This window comes from Pandoraea sp. NE5, from assembly GCF_024363545.1.
In the GTDB taxonomy this organism is placed as follows: Bacteria; Pseudomonadota; Gammaproteobacteria; order Burkholderiales; family Burkholderiaceae; genus Pandoraea; species Pandoraea cepalis.
In genome coordinates, this window is the sequence record NZ_AP025517.1 from 1,063,125 (window position 1) to 1,077,954 (window position 14,830).

General features: G+C 64.8%; 18 protein-coding genes. 12 read left to right on the forward strand and 6 right to left on the reverse strand.

Annotated features, from left to right (window positions below; genetic code table 11):
• Positions 1–493 precede the first annotated feature (493 nt).
• A complete protein-coding gene (locus PanNE5_RS04955; protein WP_017233235.1) occupies positions 494–871 on the forward strand; it encodes a helix-turn-helix domain-containing protein in 378 nt (125 codons plus the stop codon).
• 109 nt (positions 872–980) lie between these two features.
• Here the strand turns inward: PanNE5_RS04955 and PanNE5_RS04960 are convergent, their stop codons facing one another.
• Positions 981–1,817 carry an alpha/beta fold hydrolase gene (locus PanNE5_RS04960; RefSeq protein WP_017233236.1) on the reverse strand — a complete coding sequence of 279 codons (837 nt, stop codon included), beginning with the start codon at positions 1,815–1,817 and terminating at the stop codon, positions 981–983.
• Positions 1,818–1,969: 152 nt separating this feature from the next.
• Here PanNE5_RS04960 and PanNE5_RS04965 point away from each other — a divergent pair, with 152 nt between their 5' ends.
• From PanNE5_RS04965 to PanNE5_RS05005, 9 genes are all read left to right on the forward strand, one after another.
• Positions 1,970–2,521, forward strand: a complete 552-nt coding sequence (locus PanNE5_RS04965; RefSeq protein WP_017233237.1) for a YaeQ family protein — start codon at positions 1,970–1,972, stop codon at positions 2,519–2,521.
• 352 nt (positions 2,522–2,873) lie between these two features.
• Positions 2,874–3,818 carry a 2-hydroxyacid dehydrogenase gene (locus tag PanNE5_RS04970; RefSeq protein WP_261939341.1) on the forward strand — a complete coding sequence of 315 codons (945 nt, stop codon included), beginning with the start codon at positions 2,874–2,876 and terminating at the stop codon, positions 3,816–3,818.
• A gap of 49 nt (positions 3,819–3,867) precedes the next feature.
• A complete protein-coding gene (locus PanNE5_RS04975; protein ID WP_017233239.1) occupies positions 3,868–4,809 on the forward strand; it encodes a hydroxymethylglutaryl-CoA lyase in 942 nt (313 codons plus the stop codon).
• 58 nt (positions 4,810–4,867) lie between these two features.
• Positions 4,868–5,386, forward strand: coding sequence for a YbaK/EbsC family protein (locus PanNE5_RS04980; protein ID WP_261939342.1), 519 nt, complete (start codon positions 4,868–4,870; stop codon positions 5,384–5,386).
• 33 nt (positions 5,387–5,419) lie between these two features.
• Positions 5,420–5,662: a DUF1289 domain-containing protein gene (locus tag PanNE5_RS04985; protein WP_083902257.1), complete on the forward strand. Its 243-nt coding sequence runs from the start codon at positions 5,420–5,422 to the stop codon at positions 5,660–5,662.
• A gap of 34 nt (positions 5,663–5,696) precedes the next feature.
• A complete protein-coding gene (locus PanNE5_RS04990; protein WP_017233243.1) occupies positions 5,697–6,128 on the forward strand; it encodes a MaoC family dehydratase in 432 nt (143 codons plus the stop codon).
• A gap of 43 nt (positions 6,129–6,171) precedes the next feature.
• Positions 6,172–7,095 (forward strand): MBL fold metallo-hydrolase, encoded by a 924-nt coding sequence (locus tag PanNE5_RS04995; RefSeq protein WP_261939343.1) that lies wholly within the window; start codon positions 6,172–6,174, stop codon positions 7,093–7,095.
• Positions 7,096–7,465: 370 nt separating this feature from the next.
• Positions 7,466–8,413 carry an NAD(P)H-dependent flavin oxidoreductase gene (locus tag PanNE5_RS05000; protein ID WP_017233245.1) on the forward strand — a complete coding sequence of 316 codons (948 nt, stop codon included), beginning with the start codon at positions 7,466–7,468 and terminating at the stop codon, positions 8,411–8,413.
• A 182-nt stretch (positions 8,414–8,595) separates the two neighbouring features.
• Positions 8,596–8,718, forward strand: a complete 123-nt coding sequence (locus PanNE5_RS05005) for a hypothetical protein (RefSeq protein WP_261939344.1) — start codon at positions 8,596–8,598, stop codon at positions 8,716–8,718.
• Positions 8,719–8,751: 33 nt separating this feature from the next.
• Here the strand turns inward: PanNE5_RS05005 and PanNE5_RS05010 are convergent, their stop codons facing one another.
• The 4 genes from PanNE5_RS05010 to PanNE5_RS05025 all read right to left on the reverse strand — a co-directional run bounded on the left by PanNE5_RS05010 (position 8,752) and on the right by PanNE5_RS05025 (position 12,464).
• The gene (locus PanNE5_RS05010; RefSeq protein ID WP_261939345.1) at positions 8,752–9,600 is read right to left on the reverse strand and encodes a 3-hydroxybutyryl-CoA dehydrogenase; all 849 of its coding nucleotides are present in this window, start codon (positions 9,598–9,600) and stop codon (positions 8,752–8,754) included.
• 286 nt (positions 9,601–9,886) lie between these two features.
• Entirely contained in the window at positions 9,887–10,927 is a 1,041-nt protein-coding gene (locus PanNE5_RS05015) for a porin (protein WP_017233247.1), read from the reverse strand.
• A 463-nt stretch (positions 10,928–11,390) separates the two neighbouring features.
• On the reverse strand, positions 11,391–11,666 hold the full coding sequence (locus PanNE5_RS05020; protein WP_017233248.1) for a hypothetical protein: 276 nt from the start codon (positions 11,664–11,666) through the stop codon (positions 11,391–11,393).
• A gap of 288 nt (positions 11,667–11,954) precedes the next feature.
• Complete coding sequence (locus PanNE5_RS05025) at positions 11,955–12,464, reverse strand: hypothetical protein (RefSeq protein WP_150562185.1); 510 nt, start codon at positions 12,462–12,464, stop codon at positions 11,955–11,957.
• Positions 12,465–13,125: 661 nt separating this feature from the next.
• Between PanNE5_RS05025 and PanNE5_RS05030 the strand changes: the two genes are divergently transcribed.
• On the forward strand, positions 13,126–13,587 hold the full coding sequence (locus tag PanNE5_RS05030) for a hypothetical protein (RefSeq protein ID WP_157211413.1): 462 nt from the start codon (positions 13,126–13,128) through the stop codon (positions 13,585–13,587).
• 168 nt (positions 13,588–13,755) lie between these two features.
• On the forward strand, positions 13,756–14,160 hold the full coding sequence (locus tag PanNE5_RS05035) for a hypothetical protein (protein WP_017233251.1): 405 nt from the start codon (positions 13,756–13,758) through the stop codon (positions 14,158–14,160).
• A 71-nt stretch (positions 14,161–14,231) separates the two neighbouring features.
• Here PanNE5_RS05035 and PanNE5_RS05040 read toward each other — a convergent pair whose 3' ends face one another.
• Positions 14,232–14,813, reverse strand: a complete 582-nt coding sequence (locus tag PanNE5_RS05040) for an IMPACT family protein (protein ID WP_017233252.1) — start codon at positions 14,811–14,813, stop codon at positions 14,232–14,234.
• Positions 14,814–14,830 lie beyond the last annotated feature (17 nt).

Below are 14,830 nucleotides of genomic sequence, written 5' to 3' on the forward strand. Positions count from 1 at the left end.
GCGTGACCTGGCCTTCCGTAAAAACGCTCGCTTCGTCGAGCGTCTTACATCCCCGCAATGGACGTATCACCGCGCCGTGCCTATTTCATGCACGCCAAGCCTATCAAGCATGACAGCCGGCCGATGACTGCCGACCATTCGCGCCGCTCGACACAACGTCCGGTTCGCCCCGTCAACATCGAGTGACATCCCAAGGCGGAAACTTTCAGAATCGCGTGATGGCTTGCGCCGGCATGTCCGGTGTCACACTGCGCGGCTCCGGTTCACGGGAGTGCGACAAAGCGTATCGAAATGCCTGCAGAGCGGTACGCAAACTGGCGCCACCACTACCGTCTGAAAGCACGCACTCCTTGTGCCTTCTCCGAAAGTCCGCAAAAAATCCGCGTTGCGGACCCGGTAGTTCGTGCCTCGCAAACGGGGGATACCCGAGGCACCGTCCCCAATGCCGGCTTTTTGTTTCAATCTTCTTGTCCCTAACAAGGAAAACATTCTTATGGACACCAATTTATTCAGATTCGGCCGACACCTGGCCGGTTTGCGCAAGAAGTACAACTGGGCGCAAGACAAGCTTGCCCTGGAAAGCGGTCTGGCGCGCTCATACCTGAGCGGTGTCGAGCGAGGCAAGCGCAATATCTCGCTGCGCAACATTTGCATTCTCGCCGACACGTTGGGACTGCCACCGCATGAGTTGCTGGCGTTCGATTCGTCGAACGGCATGCTGGCTGACGCGGGGGTGGCGGTGCCCTGCGATCCGTATCCCTCGCTCAACCGGGCAATGCAGAAATTGTCGGACCGCGATCAGGCGTGGATGGCCGATCTGGTCCGCACGCTGAGCTTGCGTCTGGGCCACGGCGTGTTGCGCGACGAATGAGAACGGGGCGATTGATCGCGGGACGCGACGTCCGCGCAACGCGCGCGTGTCCGGCGCCGGGCGACGCCGGCTCGCGCGCCGGCTCGCGCGCCGGCGTCGCTCCTCGGGTTCAGTCGTTCCCGAGGAAGGCGTCCACCGCGCGGTGAAACGCAATCGGATTGGCCAGATTCATGCCGTGCGATGCGTCCTGGATCACCATGCGACGGGCTTCCGGCATGGCGCACGCGAGCGCGTTCAGCACGTCGGGATAGGGTGCGGGACTTTGCGCGCCGCCCATCAGAAGCACCGGCGCATGCAACGCGCCAAGGGCGTCGATCGGCAACGGCGTACGCGGCTCGGCCACCTGACCGATCAGGGTGTGAGCGTTGTCGCGCACCATCTGCTTGAACCACGGCACCATGCGCCGCCACGTATCCGGGCCGCTCACGGTGTCGATAAAGATCGCCAGTCCGCCGTCGATATCCCCGGACTCGATGGCAGCAAGCGCCTGCTCGCGGAAGCTGCCCCGCTCGCGGTCGAGTGGCGTCTGCGCCGGGCCGCCGCTGATTTCCACGCCCGGGTCCGCCAGTATCAGCGAGCGTACGGTGTCGGGCGCGAGCAGTGCCGTGCGCAACGCGACATAGCCGCCGCGCGAATGGCCGAGCATATGGACCGGGCCGACGCCCAACGCCGTGACGAATGCGGCCAGGTCCTCGGCGTGCTGCTCCCCCGAGAACGTACCGTCATGGCCGCCCCAGGCTTCGGGCCAGTAGTGACGCAGACTCACCGAGATGACCCGCCGCCGCTGCCCCAACGGCGCCATGTTCGGCTTGAAGTAACGGCAATCGCAAAGCGAACCGTGAACCAGCAAGAGCGGCGCGCCACTGGCGTCGGCGGGGGCAGGGGTCTCGACGTACGCCATCGGATAACCGTTGACGTCGATCGTTTGCGGTACAGGAACCGGCATGGGAGACACATCAGGTAAGGCGGGGCCGCCAGTATACCGAGCTTGCCGCCCGCTTGCCGCGGTGCGCCATCGGCATGCCATGGCGCCTTGGAGAGCGGGAACAACGCGCTAGTGTATGCTTGCGACTCCCTTCATTCCTGCGGTTTCCCGGTATGGCACTCAAAGCCACCATATACAAGGCCGAGGTGCAGATCACCAACCTCGACCGCCACTACTACGCCGCCCATAGCCTGACGCTCGCCCGACATCCGTCGGAAACCGACGAACGCATGATGGTGCGCCTGCTGGCCTTCATGCTGTATGCCGATGAACGGCTCGCGTTCGGCAAGGGCCTCTCCAACGCCGACGAGCCCGACCTGTGGGAACACGACTTCGGGGGCGACATCGTCCGCTGGATCGACGTCGGGCAGCCCGACGCGCGGCGCCTTGTCAAAGCCGCGGGCCGTGCGACGCATGTCGACGTCGTGGCGTACGGTGGCAAACCCGCCGCCGTCTGGTGGCAGGCGACCGAGTCGCAGATCACCCGCTTGTCGAACCTCACGGTGCGCATGCTCGATGAGGCGTCCGCCGAGGCGCTCACGGCACTCGCCGCGCGCACGATGCGCCTCCAGTGCACGATTCAGGACGGTGAAGTCTGGATCGCCGACGACAGCCACAATTTCGCCGTCAACCTCGTGACGTTGCGCGCGGCCGCCAACGACTGACCGGCTTCGGTCATTCCCCGACGGCGGAGCGGCGCGCTGTGCCGCTGCGCCGCGTCACAACGTCACCGCCCCGCCCTCGCCTTCCTCGCCTTCCTCGCCCTCCGCACCCTCCTCGCGGCTCGTCGCCCTCCGCGACTCCGGCCTCGCCGCAGTACGCGCGACACCACAAGCTGCGTTACACTTGACGTTAACGTCAATCGAGTGAACGCGGCTGCGCCGTCGACGCCTGCCGGAAGGACCGGACATGTGTGCCATGCGCCCGCGCCGTTACCGTCAGTGCGGTAGGTGCGTGCCGCCCCCTCGCTGGCCCTATCGCCATGACTCATTCCTATACGCGTCTGCCCCGCAACTCATGGACATCCTGATCTTTTCTCCGGACGGCAAGACCGCCGCCTACGAAGCCGGCCTCGCCGAGCATCTGCCGCAGGCCGGCATTCGCGGCTGGCAGCCTGGCGATGCAGCACCCGCCGACTACCTGGTGCTCTGGAAGCCGAATGCCGAAGTGTTGCAACCGCGCGAGCGCCTGAAAGCGATTTTCAACCTGGGCGCCGGGGTGGACGGTGTGCTCGGCACGCACGGCGAAGACGCGCATCGCCTGCCGGCGGGCGTGCCGCTGGTCCGTCTCGAAGACGCCGGCATGGCCGACCAGATGGCGCAGTACGTGAGCGCCGCCGCATTGCGCTACTTCCGCCGTCTCGACGAATTCGATGCGCAGCAAACCCGAGGTCAGTGGAAGTTCCAGAAGCCGAACCGTCTCGCGGATTTCCCCGTCGCGGTGCTCGGTTACGGCACGCTCGGCGCGCACGTCGCCCAGGCACTGAAGGCGTTCGGCTTTCCGGTACGTGCATGGACCCGCAGCCAGCGCAGCGACGATAGCGGCATCGAATTGCACCACGGCGACGCCGGCTTCGATGCCTGCGTGTCCGGCACCCGCATACTCGTCAACCTGCTGCCGCTCACGCCGCAAACGGTCGATGTGCTCAACGCCAAGCTGTTTGCGAAGTTGGCGCAAGGAGCGTTCCTGATCAACGTCGCGCGCGGCGCGCACCTGGTGGAAGACGACCTCCTTGCCGCGCTGGACAGCGGCCAGATCGCCGCAGCCACGCTCGACGTGTTTCGCACCGAGCCGTTGCCGGCAGACCATCCGTTCTGGCACGCACCTCGCCTGACGCTCACACCGCACATTTCCGCCCTGACGTTGCGCGACGAAACGGTCGCGCAGATCGCCGGGAAGATCGCCGCGCTCGAACGCGGCGAAGCCATCACCGGCATCGTCGACCCGGCGCGCGGCTACTGAGCCGTCGCCCACGCGCGTCATTGCCCGAACCCCTCCAAGGAGACACCGCATGTCCTTGTCCACGCCTAATCTGCCGAAGCACGTGAAAGTGGTCGAAGTCGGCCCGCGCGACGGTCTGCAAAACGAAAAACAGCCGGTACCGACCGATATCAAGATTGCGCTGATCGACCGACTGTCGGCCGCCGGCTTCGCCAATATCGAAGCCACCTCGTTCGTCTCGCCCAAATGGGTGCCGCAGATGGCCGACGGCGCCGAGGTGATGGCGGGCATTACGCGTCGTCCCGGCACGATCTACTCGGTGCTCACGCCGAACCTGCGCGGCTTCGAGGGCGCGGTGGCGGCCAAGGCCGACGAAGTGGTGATCTTCGGCGCCGCGAGCGAAGCGTTCTCGCAACGCAATATCAACTGCTCCATCGTAGAGAGCATCGCGCGCTTCGAACCCGTCGCGCGCGCGGCGAAGGACGCCGGCCTGCGCCTGCGCGGCAGCATCTCGTGCGCGCTCGGCTGCCCGTACCAAGGGGAAGTGTCCGTCGCGAGCGTGGTCGACGTCGTGCAACGACTCGCGGCGCTCGGCTGCGACGAAATCGACATTGCCGACACCATCGGCGTGGGCACGCCCTCGCGCACCCGCGAAGTCATGGAAGCCTGCGCGAAGGTGTTCCCGATCGAGCGTCTGTCCGGCCACTTCCACGACACCTACGGCCAGGCGACGGCCAACGTCTACGCCGCGCTGCTCTCGGGCATTTCGATTTTCCACTCGTCCGTCGCCGGCCTCGGCGGCTGCCCGTACGCCAAGGGCGCGACGGGGAACGTGGCGACGGAAGACGTGGTGTATCTGCTGCATGGTCTCGGCATCGAGACCGGCATCGATCTGGACGCCGTCGTACGCACGGGCGACTTCATTTCGCGCGCCATCGACCGGCCGAACGCGTCACGCGTCGGCCGCGCCATGCTCGCGAAACTGCAGGACGGCGCGCCCACCTGTGTGTGATACCGCGCGGGCCAATGTGCCCGCGTCGACCCTGTGATTCGAAGACACTGACACGACCATGAGCGAGACACCCCGGACTCCCGAACCCGCCCAACAGGACGCTCTTCCCGAAGGCGCACGTCACGTTGCACGGCTGCTCGCCGGCCTGGGCCACGACCAGCCGATCGTGCTGTTGCCGAGCACCGGCAAGACCTCGGCCGAGGCCGCTGCCGGCCTGGGGTGCGATGTGGCCCAGATCGCCAAGTCGATCCTCTTTCGCCGCGCCGCCGACGACACCCCGGTGCTGGTCATCGCGAGCGGCATCAATCGCGTCGACGAGAAGAAGGTGGCGGCACAGGTCGGCGACCTTGCCCGCGCCGATGCGCGTTTCGTCAAGGAGAAGACAGGCTATTCAATTGGTGGCGTCAGCCCGATCGGGCACGTCGTGTCGCCGCTCACGCTGATCGACGAAGACCTGCTCAAGCTCACCAGTCTGTGGGCCGCCGCCGGGCACCCGCATGCCGTGTTCAACCTCACGCCGATGCAGCTCGTGGCGATGACGGGCGCGCCCGTCGTCGACGTGGCGCTGCGCGACTGAGCGAACGCTTCCCTACGTCACCCCAAGGCCATCATGACCCTGCCCGCGTCCCCTGTGCCATCGCCCTGCACCAACATCTGCCGCATGAATCCAGCGACGGGGTGGTGCTCTGGCTGCTGGCGCACGCTCGACGAAATTGCCGCATGGTCGACGATGGCCGAGGACGACAAGCGCCACATCTGGTCGCTGTTGCCCGCACGACGTGTCGAACACGAACCGCCGCCGGTGCAGTATCGCCGCGTGATCGCCAACGACCCCGGCTCGGGCAACGCATGACGCGCCCCGACGCATAACGCTTTCAATACCGCATATGGGAAAAATCGTTGCCATTGGTGAGACCTTCGCCGCCACCCACCATTTTTCGCCTGACTCGATCCGCGAATTTTCCGCGCTCGCACACGACTTCAATCCACTGCACCACGACGCGGATTACGCGGCCGCCGACCTGCGCTTCGGCGGACTGATCTCGTCGGGCACGCAGCAGATGTCGTATCTGGCCGCCCTGCTCGCCACGCACTATTCGAAAACGGCCCAACCGCTCGGGCTTGAATTCGACATGAAGTTGCGCCGCGCCGTGCACGCGGGCGACGACATCACCGTGCGCTGGACCGTGACCGACAGCCTGTGGAAGGACAAACTCGCGGGCGACATCGTGTCGCTCGACGGCGAGGCCGTCAATCAACGCGGCGAGACAGTGATCGCCGCCACGGCCAAGATCCTCGTGAGCGCCAAGCCGGCGTGACACGCCGCCAGCGCCCTGTGTTCCCTCTTATGCCCCTACGTCCATGACCTCGCATGCCCTGCCCGCCGGGCTTCGCGTGTTCGAGCGCGGCTGGCTCTCCTCGAACAATGTCCTGTTCCTCGGCGACGCGCCAACACTCGTCGACAGCGGCTACGTCACGCATGCCGAGCAGACGCTCGCGCTCGTCGCGCACGCGCTGCCGCATGGCCAGTCGCTCGAACGGCTCGTCAACACGCATCTGCACTCCGATCATTGCGGCGGCAACGCGGCACTTCAAGCGCGCTACGGTTGCCGTACATGGGTCCCCGCCGCCGACGCCGACCCCGTGCGCCACTGGGATGCACGGCGTCTGTCGTTCGAAGCGACGGGCCAGCAGTGCGCGCGCTTCACCTTCGACGACACCCTCTCGCCCGGCGACGCGATGACGCTCGGCGAGCGCGAATGGCTCGTTCTCGGTGCCCCGGGCCACGATCCGCACGCGCTGATGCTCTACAACGCCACCGACGGCATCCTGATTTCCGGCGATGCGCTGTGGGAACGCGGCTTCGGCGTGATCTTTCCGGAGCTCGACGGCGAGTCCGGGTTCGCCGAACAGGCCGCCGTGCTCGATCTCATCGAGCAACTCGATGTGGCGCAGGTCATTCCCGGACACGGCAAACCGTTCGGCGATATCGACGGCGCACTCGCCACCGCGCGCGCACGCCTCGACTATCTGCAAAGCGATCCGGCACGCAATGCGCGCAACGCCCTCAAGGTGCTGATCGTCTTCCGTCTCATGGCCGAGACGGAGATGACGGGCACGGTGCTCAAGGCCACCCTCGACACCGCGCGAGCCTGGCGCAGTGCGGCCGCGATGCTTGCGCCGCCGTCGGCCTGGCCCGACCTGCTCGACCGCCTCGTCGCGGAACTCGCCAAAGCAGGCGCCGTGCGCTACGAGCGTGAGACGGATACGTTGTACGCCGTCTAGGCGCACCGGGCTTTCCAGATTTTTGAAAAAACAACGCCGCTTGCCAGTCACGGCAAGCGGCGTTTGAGGACGTGACGTGCCGGACGAACGCTGCGGTCGCTAACGCGGCGCCCGTCCTGTGGCGTCTTGATGCTGACGCCGCTTGGCACGCGCTTTCATCCTAGTCGCGACGCCCCCATCTCCCAAGGGGACTTTCCCTGATACACGCGCGAATTCCCTCCACGGAACCGAAGCTTTCTTCGAGTGCCCGCTCACCGGGCGACGAACGATTCCCCCTATAATCGAACGATCGTTCGCGAAATTAACCCGCTGCGAATTGAGCGTCGACGCAGTGATGTCGCGCGCCGAACGCCCTGCTCGAGGAGACTTCATGGCCCTTCCCAAAATTCTGCAAAACCTGGCGCTGCCTGTCGTGGCGTCGCCGATGTTCATCGTGAGCTACCCGGAACTGGTGCTCGCACAGTGCAAGGCCGGGATCGTCGGCTCGTTCCCTGCGCTGAACGCGCGTGAGCCGCAAATTCTCGAAGACTGGCTCTCTCGCATCACCGAAGAACTCGCTGCGTATCAGGCGGCGAATCCGGACGCCATCGTGGGTCCACTCGCCGTCAATCAAATCGTGCATCAGTCGAACCAGCGCCTCGAACACGACGTGCGGGTATGCGTGGAGCATCGCGTGCCGATCTTCATCACGAGCTTGCGCGCGCCGCCCAAGGAGGTGCTCGACGCAGTACACAGCTACGGCGGCATCGTGCTGCACGACGTGATCAATCTGCGCCATGCGAACAAGGCGCTCGAAGCCGGTGTGGATGGGCTGATCCTCGTCGCCGCCGGGGCGGGCGGCCACGCGGGCATGCTCTCGCCGTTCGCGCTGGTGGGCGAGGTGCGCAAGATCTTCGACGGCCCGATCGTGCTCTCCGGCGCGATTGCCAACGGCGGCTCGGTCCTGGCTGCCCAGGCCATGGGCGCCGATCTCGCCTATATCGGCACGCGGTTCATCGCCTCGTCGGAAGCCAACGCCAGCGACACGTACAAGCAGGCGATCGTCGAGGCGAGTGCCAACGACATCATCTACACGAACCTGTTCACCGGTGTGTCCGGCAACTACATTCGACAGAGCATACTGAATGCCGGCCTCGATCCCGATGACTTGCCCACGGCCGACAAGAGCGCCATGAACTTCTCCAAGGCGAAGGCATGGAAGGACATATGGGGTGCGGGTCAAGGGGTGGGATTGATGGACGATATTCGTCCGACGGCCGAAATCATCGCGCGTCTGAAGCAGGAATACGAGGACACGCGCAAACGACTGGCCTGCTGAGAGCGCAGGCTCGCGCCAAGCGCCAAGCGCCTTATGGTCTCGGCGCGCCGCGGTCCGACGAGCCGGCTGAGCAACGCCTGAAGATCGACGATGCGCAGGCCGTCGACGCGGAATGGCTTGCCGCCGCTCACGGATTTCGCATCGAAGGCGAGCGCGCATATCTTCAGGGATACGAACAATCATTGCCGCCAGAGTCGATTCAGGGCGGACAGCAGCATCAGTGGATGACGGCCAACGGTCGCCAGTACCTCGGCGGTGAATCCGGCGATTACCACGTGACGCCCGGGCAACGCGCCGGCGCGTAACTCGCGCCGGCCTGCCGTCCGCTCGACCGGCGGTCAATACGTATATACGCCGCGCCCGGTCTTGCGTCCGAGATACCCGGCGGCGACCATTTCCTTGAGCAACGGGCACGGACGGTACTTCGAGTCCGCAAATGATTCGTAGTAGACGTTCATCACGGACAGGCAAACATCGAGACCGATCATGTCGGCGAGCGCCAACGGTCCGATCGGATGATTGCAGCCGAGCTTCATGCCTTCGTCGATCTCTTCGGGCGACGCCAGATGCTCGGCCAGCACGAAGAAGGCCTCGTTGATCATCGGCACCAGGATCCGGTTGACGACGAAGCCCGGCGCGTTCTTCACCGTGATCGGCGACTTGCCGAGTCGGCGCGCGAGGGCATCGACACGCGCATGCGTCTCGTCGGTCGTCTGCAAGCCGCGAATGATCTCCACGAGCGCCATCAGCGGCACCGGGTTGAAGAAGTGCATGCCGATGAATTGGGCCGGCTTGGCGACCACGGCGGCAAGCTGAGTGATCGAGATCGACGACGTGTTGGACGCGAGAATCGCACTGTCCTTCGTCGCGCCCTCGAGCTGTTTGAGGATCTTGACCTTCAGATCGAAGTTCTCTGTGGCCGCCTCGATCACGATGTCGGCGTCGGCCAGCGAGGCATAGTCGGTTGAGGTTGTGATGCGCGCCAGTGCGGCTTGCTTGTCGGCGGCCGTGAGCTTGTCTTTTTTGATCAGGCGATCGAGGCTGCCGGCAATCGTCGCCACGCCTTTCTGTACGGCGGCATCGCTGATATCGACCATCGTCACCGGCAGCCCGGCCACCGCACAGGCCTGTGCAATGCCGTTGCCCATGGTGCCTGCGCCAATGATGCCTACGTGTTGAATCGTCATGTCGTCTCTACTCCGTTTGTGCTCGGGGGATGGCGGGAATACCGTCTTGCGCGGTGCACAAATCATAGCGCGGACCCGTGGATTCGGTGACACATGAAACCGCTCTGCGAAACGACGCTGACGCGGGCGTGTGATCTGCCGGGCGTGTCGGTGTCGGCATCCACATCCGCAAACAATGACATCGCGATCGACCTGACGAACGAAGGGGGCAGACGCGCCCAATCGGCGTCTGCCCCCTTCGATGATTCCTTCGGCACGCGCATAAAGTCCGCGTGCGCGGGGAATGTCAGAACTTCATGCGAACGCCGCCGCCGAAGGTATCGCCACCCGAGAGCGTGCTCACCTTGTCGTTCATGTACGCGGCGTAGACATCCGTGCGCTTCGAGAGTGGGTAGTCATAGCCGAGCGCCCACGTCTTGCGGTTGACGTTGCTCGCGCCAGAACTCTTCGTATAGGCATACGACGCGAGCACGCTGCCGTTGCCCAGCGGCACCGACACGCCGAGCTGGCCACCGTTCTCCGACACACCGCCGCCGGCGATGTTGTTGCGGATGTACTGATACTGACCGAACAACTTCACCACGTGCAGATCGTACGTCGCCCCCAGTTGCACGGCCTGCTGGCTGCGAAAGCCCGTCATGCCGGCGAGGTCGTCCGGTTGCGAATCGAACTTCACCTGCTGGTAAGCGACGGTCGCCGCAAACGGACCGTTGAAGTACAACGCCGACGCGCTCCACTTGTTCTGCCCCGTCTCACCGGCCTTGTTGCCGAACGCATACGAGACGCTGCCCGACAGCCCCTTGAAGTTCGGCGTCGTGTACATCACCGCGTTGTTCCAGCCGGAGTCGCCCACGATGCCCTGACCGGCCACGCCGATGTACGTGTGGAACACCATCGGACTGAAGGTGTACGAATCGACGAACGGGTTGAACAGGATGGTCGAGACGAAGTACGACGTGGTGAGACGGCCGAGAGTGACCGTGCCGGCGGTGTCCGACGACAGACCGACGTATGCGTTGCGCGAGAACATCGAGTCGCCCTGGAAGCGGCCGTATTGACCGTTCTGCGGACGGAAGAAGTCTTCCAACACGAACACGGCCTTCAGGCCGCCACCGAGATCTTCATTGCCCTTCATGCCCCAGTACGACGTCGACATGCCGCCGCCGCCCTGCGTCCAGGCGCGATCGCTTCCCGGGTTCTTGACTGCGCCCATCCAGGCGTCGACCTGACCGTACAGCGTGACGTTCGATTGTGCGAACGCCGGCGCGCTCATGCATGCGCCCAACACGAGTGCCCCGCCAATGCCCTTGGCCATGCTCCGCTTCATTCACTTCTCCTTGGTTTATGTCTTTTGTGTGCCCGTTCCCGGTGTGCACGGGAGCGGCCGGCGCCCGCTGGCGAAGCGCCTCCCTGATAAACGGCCGTGATTCTCGCACAGGCTCGCCATGCGCAGATAGGCCGAAACGTCGAGAAAAAACGCACCACACGAAGTGGCCGGGAAATGGTGGGGAGACAAAATTCAGCCGACCATCCGCGCCAAAGTTAGTCTCGGTATAACGAAATCGATATGTCCCTTACATCAGCAAGTTAGCGATTGCTCACATTCGCCGTGATGTCGGGAAATAATGGAGGCGTGGGACGCGTGATTGGCAGACGTTGCTGGGAATGGGCGAGCGTATCCGATGTTGCACATGTGCAACGCCTGGTTCGTCCGAGGACATCGGAGGGGAGGGGAAAAACGGGAAACGGGGACAGCAACGCCGGCGCGGAACCGCGCGCGGCAACAAGCGTCAGCGACCGCGACGGCCGCCACCGCCACCGCCACCGCCGCGCGACCCGCGTGGCTCGCCTTGCGGCGAGTATTGGCGCTCACGCGGCTCCGCCGGGGCCGCCCAGTTCGGATAGGCCGCCTGACCGCGACCGCGATCGGCGCTGAAGCGGCTGATGTCTTCCCGCAGCGATGCCTTGTTCAAATCCAGCATGTCGCGCCCGCGCCCGCCCCCTGCCCAGGCAGGATAGGCACACACAAGCAGCAACAGGAAACAGTAACGAAGTCGGGCACTCATTTGGGTTCAGCCATCGCACCCGGCCCTAAGGTGGGGCCGGTTGGCACGAGACGCGGACGGCACCGGTGGGTTGCCTGTGCGCCATACGCCTCAAGAATGACTGTACCGGGTCGGTCGAATGAGCGTCGACCGAAAAGATGTTAACGCGTGGCGCGGTCTGCAACCGTTTGTAACGGCAGCATCACGGTGGCGCCAGACGCATCGCCAGCCCCGTTCGGCGGGACTGGGCGCGCCGCCCAGCCGCCGATGGCGAGACGGTGTTCAACCTCGGCAACGGTAACGTACCGCTTACTTCTCGATCTGCTTTTCGACGGACAGCGAGATTTCTCGCAGGCGCTCGCCGCGCGACGTGATCAAGTCCTGTGCCGTGACGGTGAAGTTGACCGGATGCGCATACTTCCGGCTCGCGCTCTGCCATTCGGCGGGCAAACCGGCAGCGTTTGTCGTGGTCGTGCGCAGCGTGGTCACGCCCCGGGTGCAGCGCGAGACCTGCGTGGCGAATCCCTGCGCCTCGCGGCGCAGATCCGCCGGCGTGATCTTCTGGTAATCCCAGACACATTCGTAAGTCGGTGCGAGACCCTTTGCCCGGAATACCTTGCAGTCGCCGCCCGGTACCGAGTAGGTCGCCTGATAGCTTTCGCCGCGGTCGTTCTTGGCCGCAAGCGGGCCGGAGATGTTGTCAAAGCCGGTCTGCGCGCTCTTGGCCAGCATGAGGATACCCTCGCACTGGTCGGCGGCGATCGCCGACTGCGCCGCACAGAGGCAGGCAAGCAGGGTCCATCGTTGTAGAGAATTCATTGCCATCGTTGGAATGTTCGACTGGGGCCCGGCGTCGTATCGCGCGATGACGATGCGGAAAGCCGCATGCCTTGCGATTACGTCGTGAATGGTGACATTAGACCCCAAAGTCGGCGCGGACGAAACCGGGGGCATGAGGGAAATCCTGTGTCAATTCGGGCGCTTGCCTACCGAACGGTTCGCCCTTGGCGCCCCCCTCATCCGAAAAGTCGATTCGCTTACCCGCGCGCGACCTATACTCAAGGGGCAGTCAAACTGCATGGGCGCGGCCGGGAACTGGAAACGGTTCAGTGCATGACGGCAATGCCTTTCGGTGCCAAGTCTACTTGGCCCATACCATGCCGCGCCGGTACACGCGGCTGGCGACGCCCCGATGGGGCATCAACCGGCGGCTCAGTCCGCCGGTTTTCATTGGGTCGTCGCGCGCCACCTATTCCCTGCCGCCGTCCGGCGCGGGATCGTCGGCGCCTCATGCTGACGGATTAGGCGAAAGTGCGGATTTCGCCCGTTGCAGTCGTCTGCAACTATCAAATCACTAGACCAATATTCGCCGGGCACGCAACTTCGGGAAGTCAACGGAGTGTTTGTGGATACCTGTACGTTATCGGCAATACTTGGCTTGCCGCGCGCACGCATGGTCGTGCGTTACGCGGGGTGAACCATGGGACACCCGACCCTTCCCGGCCGTCTTCGCCCCGGCACGCCAGACCCTGACATTGCGCTGGCGCATGACCCGTCGTGCCTGATGGAGTGCGTTCGCGGTCACGGCGGCACGCTGGCCCACGTGCTCGGCGCCCTCGGCACGTTCCGCTCCCGGCACGGTCATTGGCCCCGCCGCCTCTATCTCTATCCCGAGACCCTCGCCGCGCTGGTGCAGGATCTCACGCCACTGGGCTTCTACCGATGTCAGCAACGGCTCGACATCGTGGCGGACCTGGAGCGCGACCTCTTCTGTGCCGACGAAAGTGGCAACGTGTCGATCTACCGCATACAAGCCACGGTGGACCCGGTAGGCATTGACGCGGCCGCCGTCTGGCTGGGCCTGGCGCCACCGATGGCCGGCAACGCGCACGGCCCGGACGACACGCCACGTTCGTTGGCCACACCGAAACCACCCCGCTGACGACGACTTCCAAACCGCGGACAGCTGTCACGGCGCTATCGCATTGCGTGGCTAGTCTGGCCTGCCGCCAAGTACCGGCACCTTCATCTGACTGTTGAACCGCAACCGGACCCCGTCGCCTTGCGCGGGGCGATCTCACCTCCGCACCTTTTTCGTCGGAGAGATGTCATGAACCGAACCGCGATTGTTCTGGATGGTTTGATGCTGCTTTATCTCGCTGCGGCAACGGTCGTCGGCGTGCAATCGAGCGCCGCCGACGGGCATGCACTGCTCGCCAGCGTGCTTGGCGTGCTCCTCGCGCTTTGCGTGCTGGCGCTGATCGCCGCACCGTTCTATGTCTCGCTGGTCGTGCTCGTGGCGCAATCCGAGCGGCATCTGCGGCTGGCGACGTGGCTGCATCGTGCGATGCTGGCGATCATGGTGGCGTTGACACTCGTCTCGCTGCTCGCGCGCGACACCATCGAAGTCTCCGCGCCCCTCTTCGCGCTGGTTGCGCTCGTGTGCATCGTCAATCTCGTGGCGCTCTCGCGACGGCGAAACCATTTCGAGGCCTTCCACCTCTTCGAGCATTGACGCCGCGCCTCGCCGCCCCCCTGTCCTGCCACGGCGCGCCGTCTCACGCGACGACCGGCCGTCTCATCGCCTCAATCGCTCCGCTTGAGGCCGCCGCTGAGGGCTTGCGTCGCGTCGGCTTCGAACGCCGCCACGTCACGCACCTTCAGGCGTAACCGCAGCGTGACGGCGTCATCGTAGCCAGCGTCGAGCACCTCGGCGCCATGACGCTCCGCCAACCGGCGCAGCGTCGCTTCGTGGGCAAAGGTGCAGCGGTAGCGCGGCTCGGTCGTCGGCTCGACCGCCGTGAGCGTGGCGAGCTTGAGCGCTTCGCTCACCGCCTGCCCGTAGGCACGGGTCAGGCCGCCCGCGCCCAGTTTGATACCGCCGTAATAGCGCACGACGACCGCCAGCACATTCGTCAGGCCCTTGTGCATGAGCACGTTGTACATGGGCTTGGCCGCCGTGCCGCCCGGCTCGCCATCGTCGTCGAAACCCGACGCGCCCTCGCACAACAACACCCAGCAATAATGCGTGGCGTTGGGATAACGCACGCGCAGCGCGCCGAGTTCGCGCATGGCCGCCTCGCGCGACGTTACCGGCATGACGATGCCAATGAACCGGCTCTTTTTGATGTCCAGCTCGGTCTCGACCGGCGCTGCCAATGCATACATACGGCTATGGTCCCCGG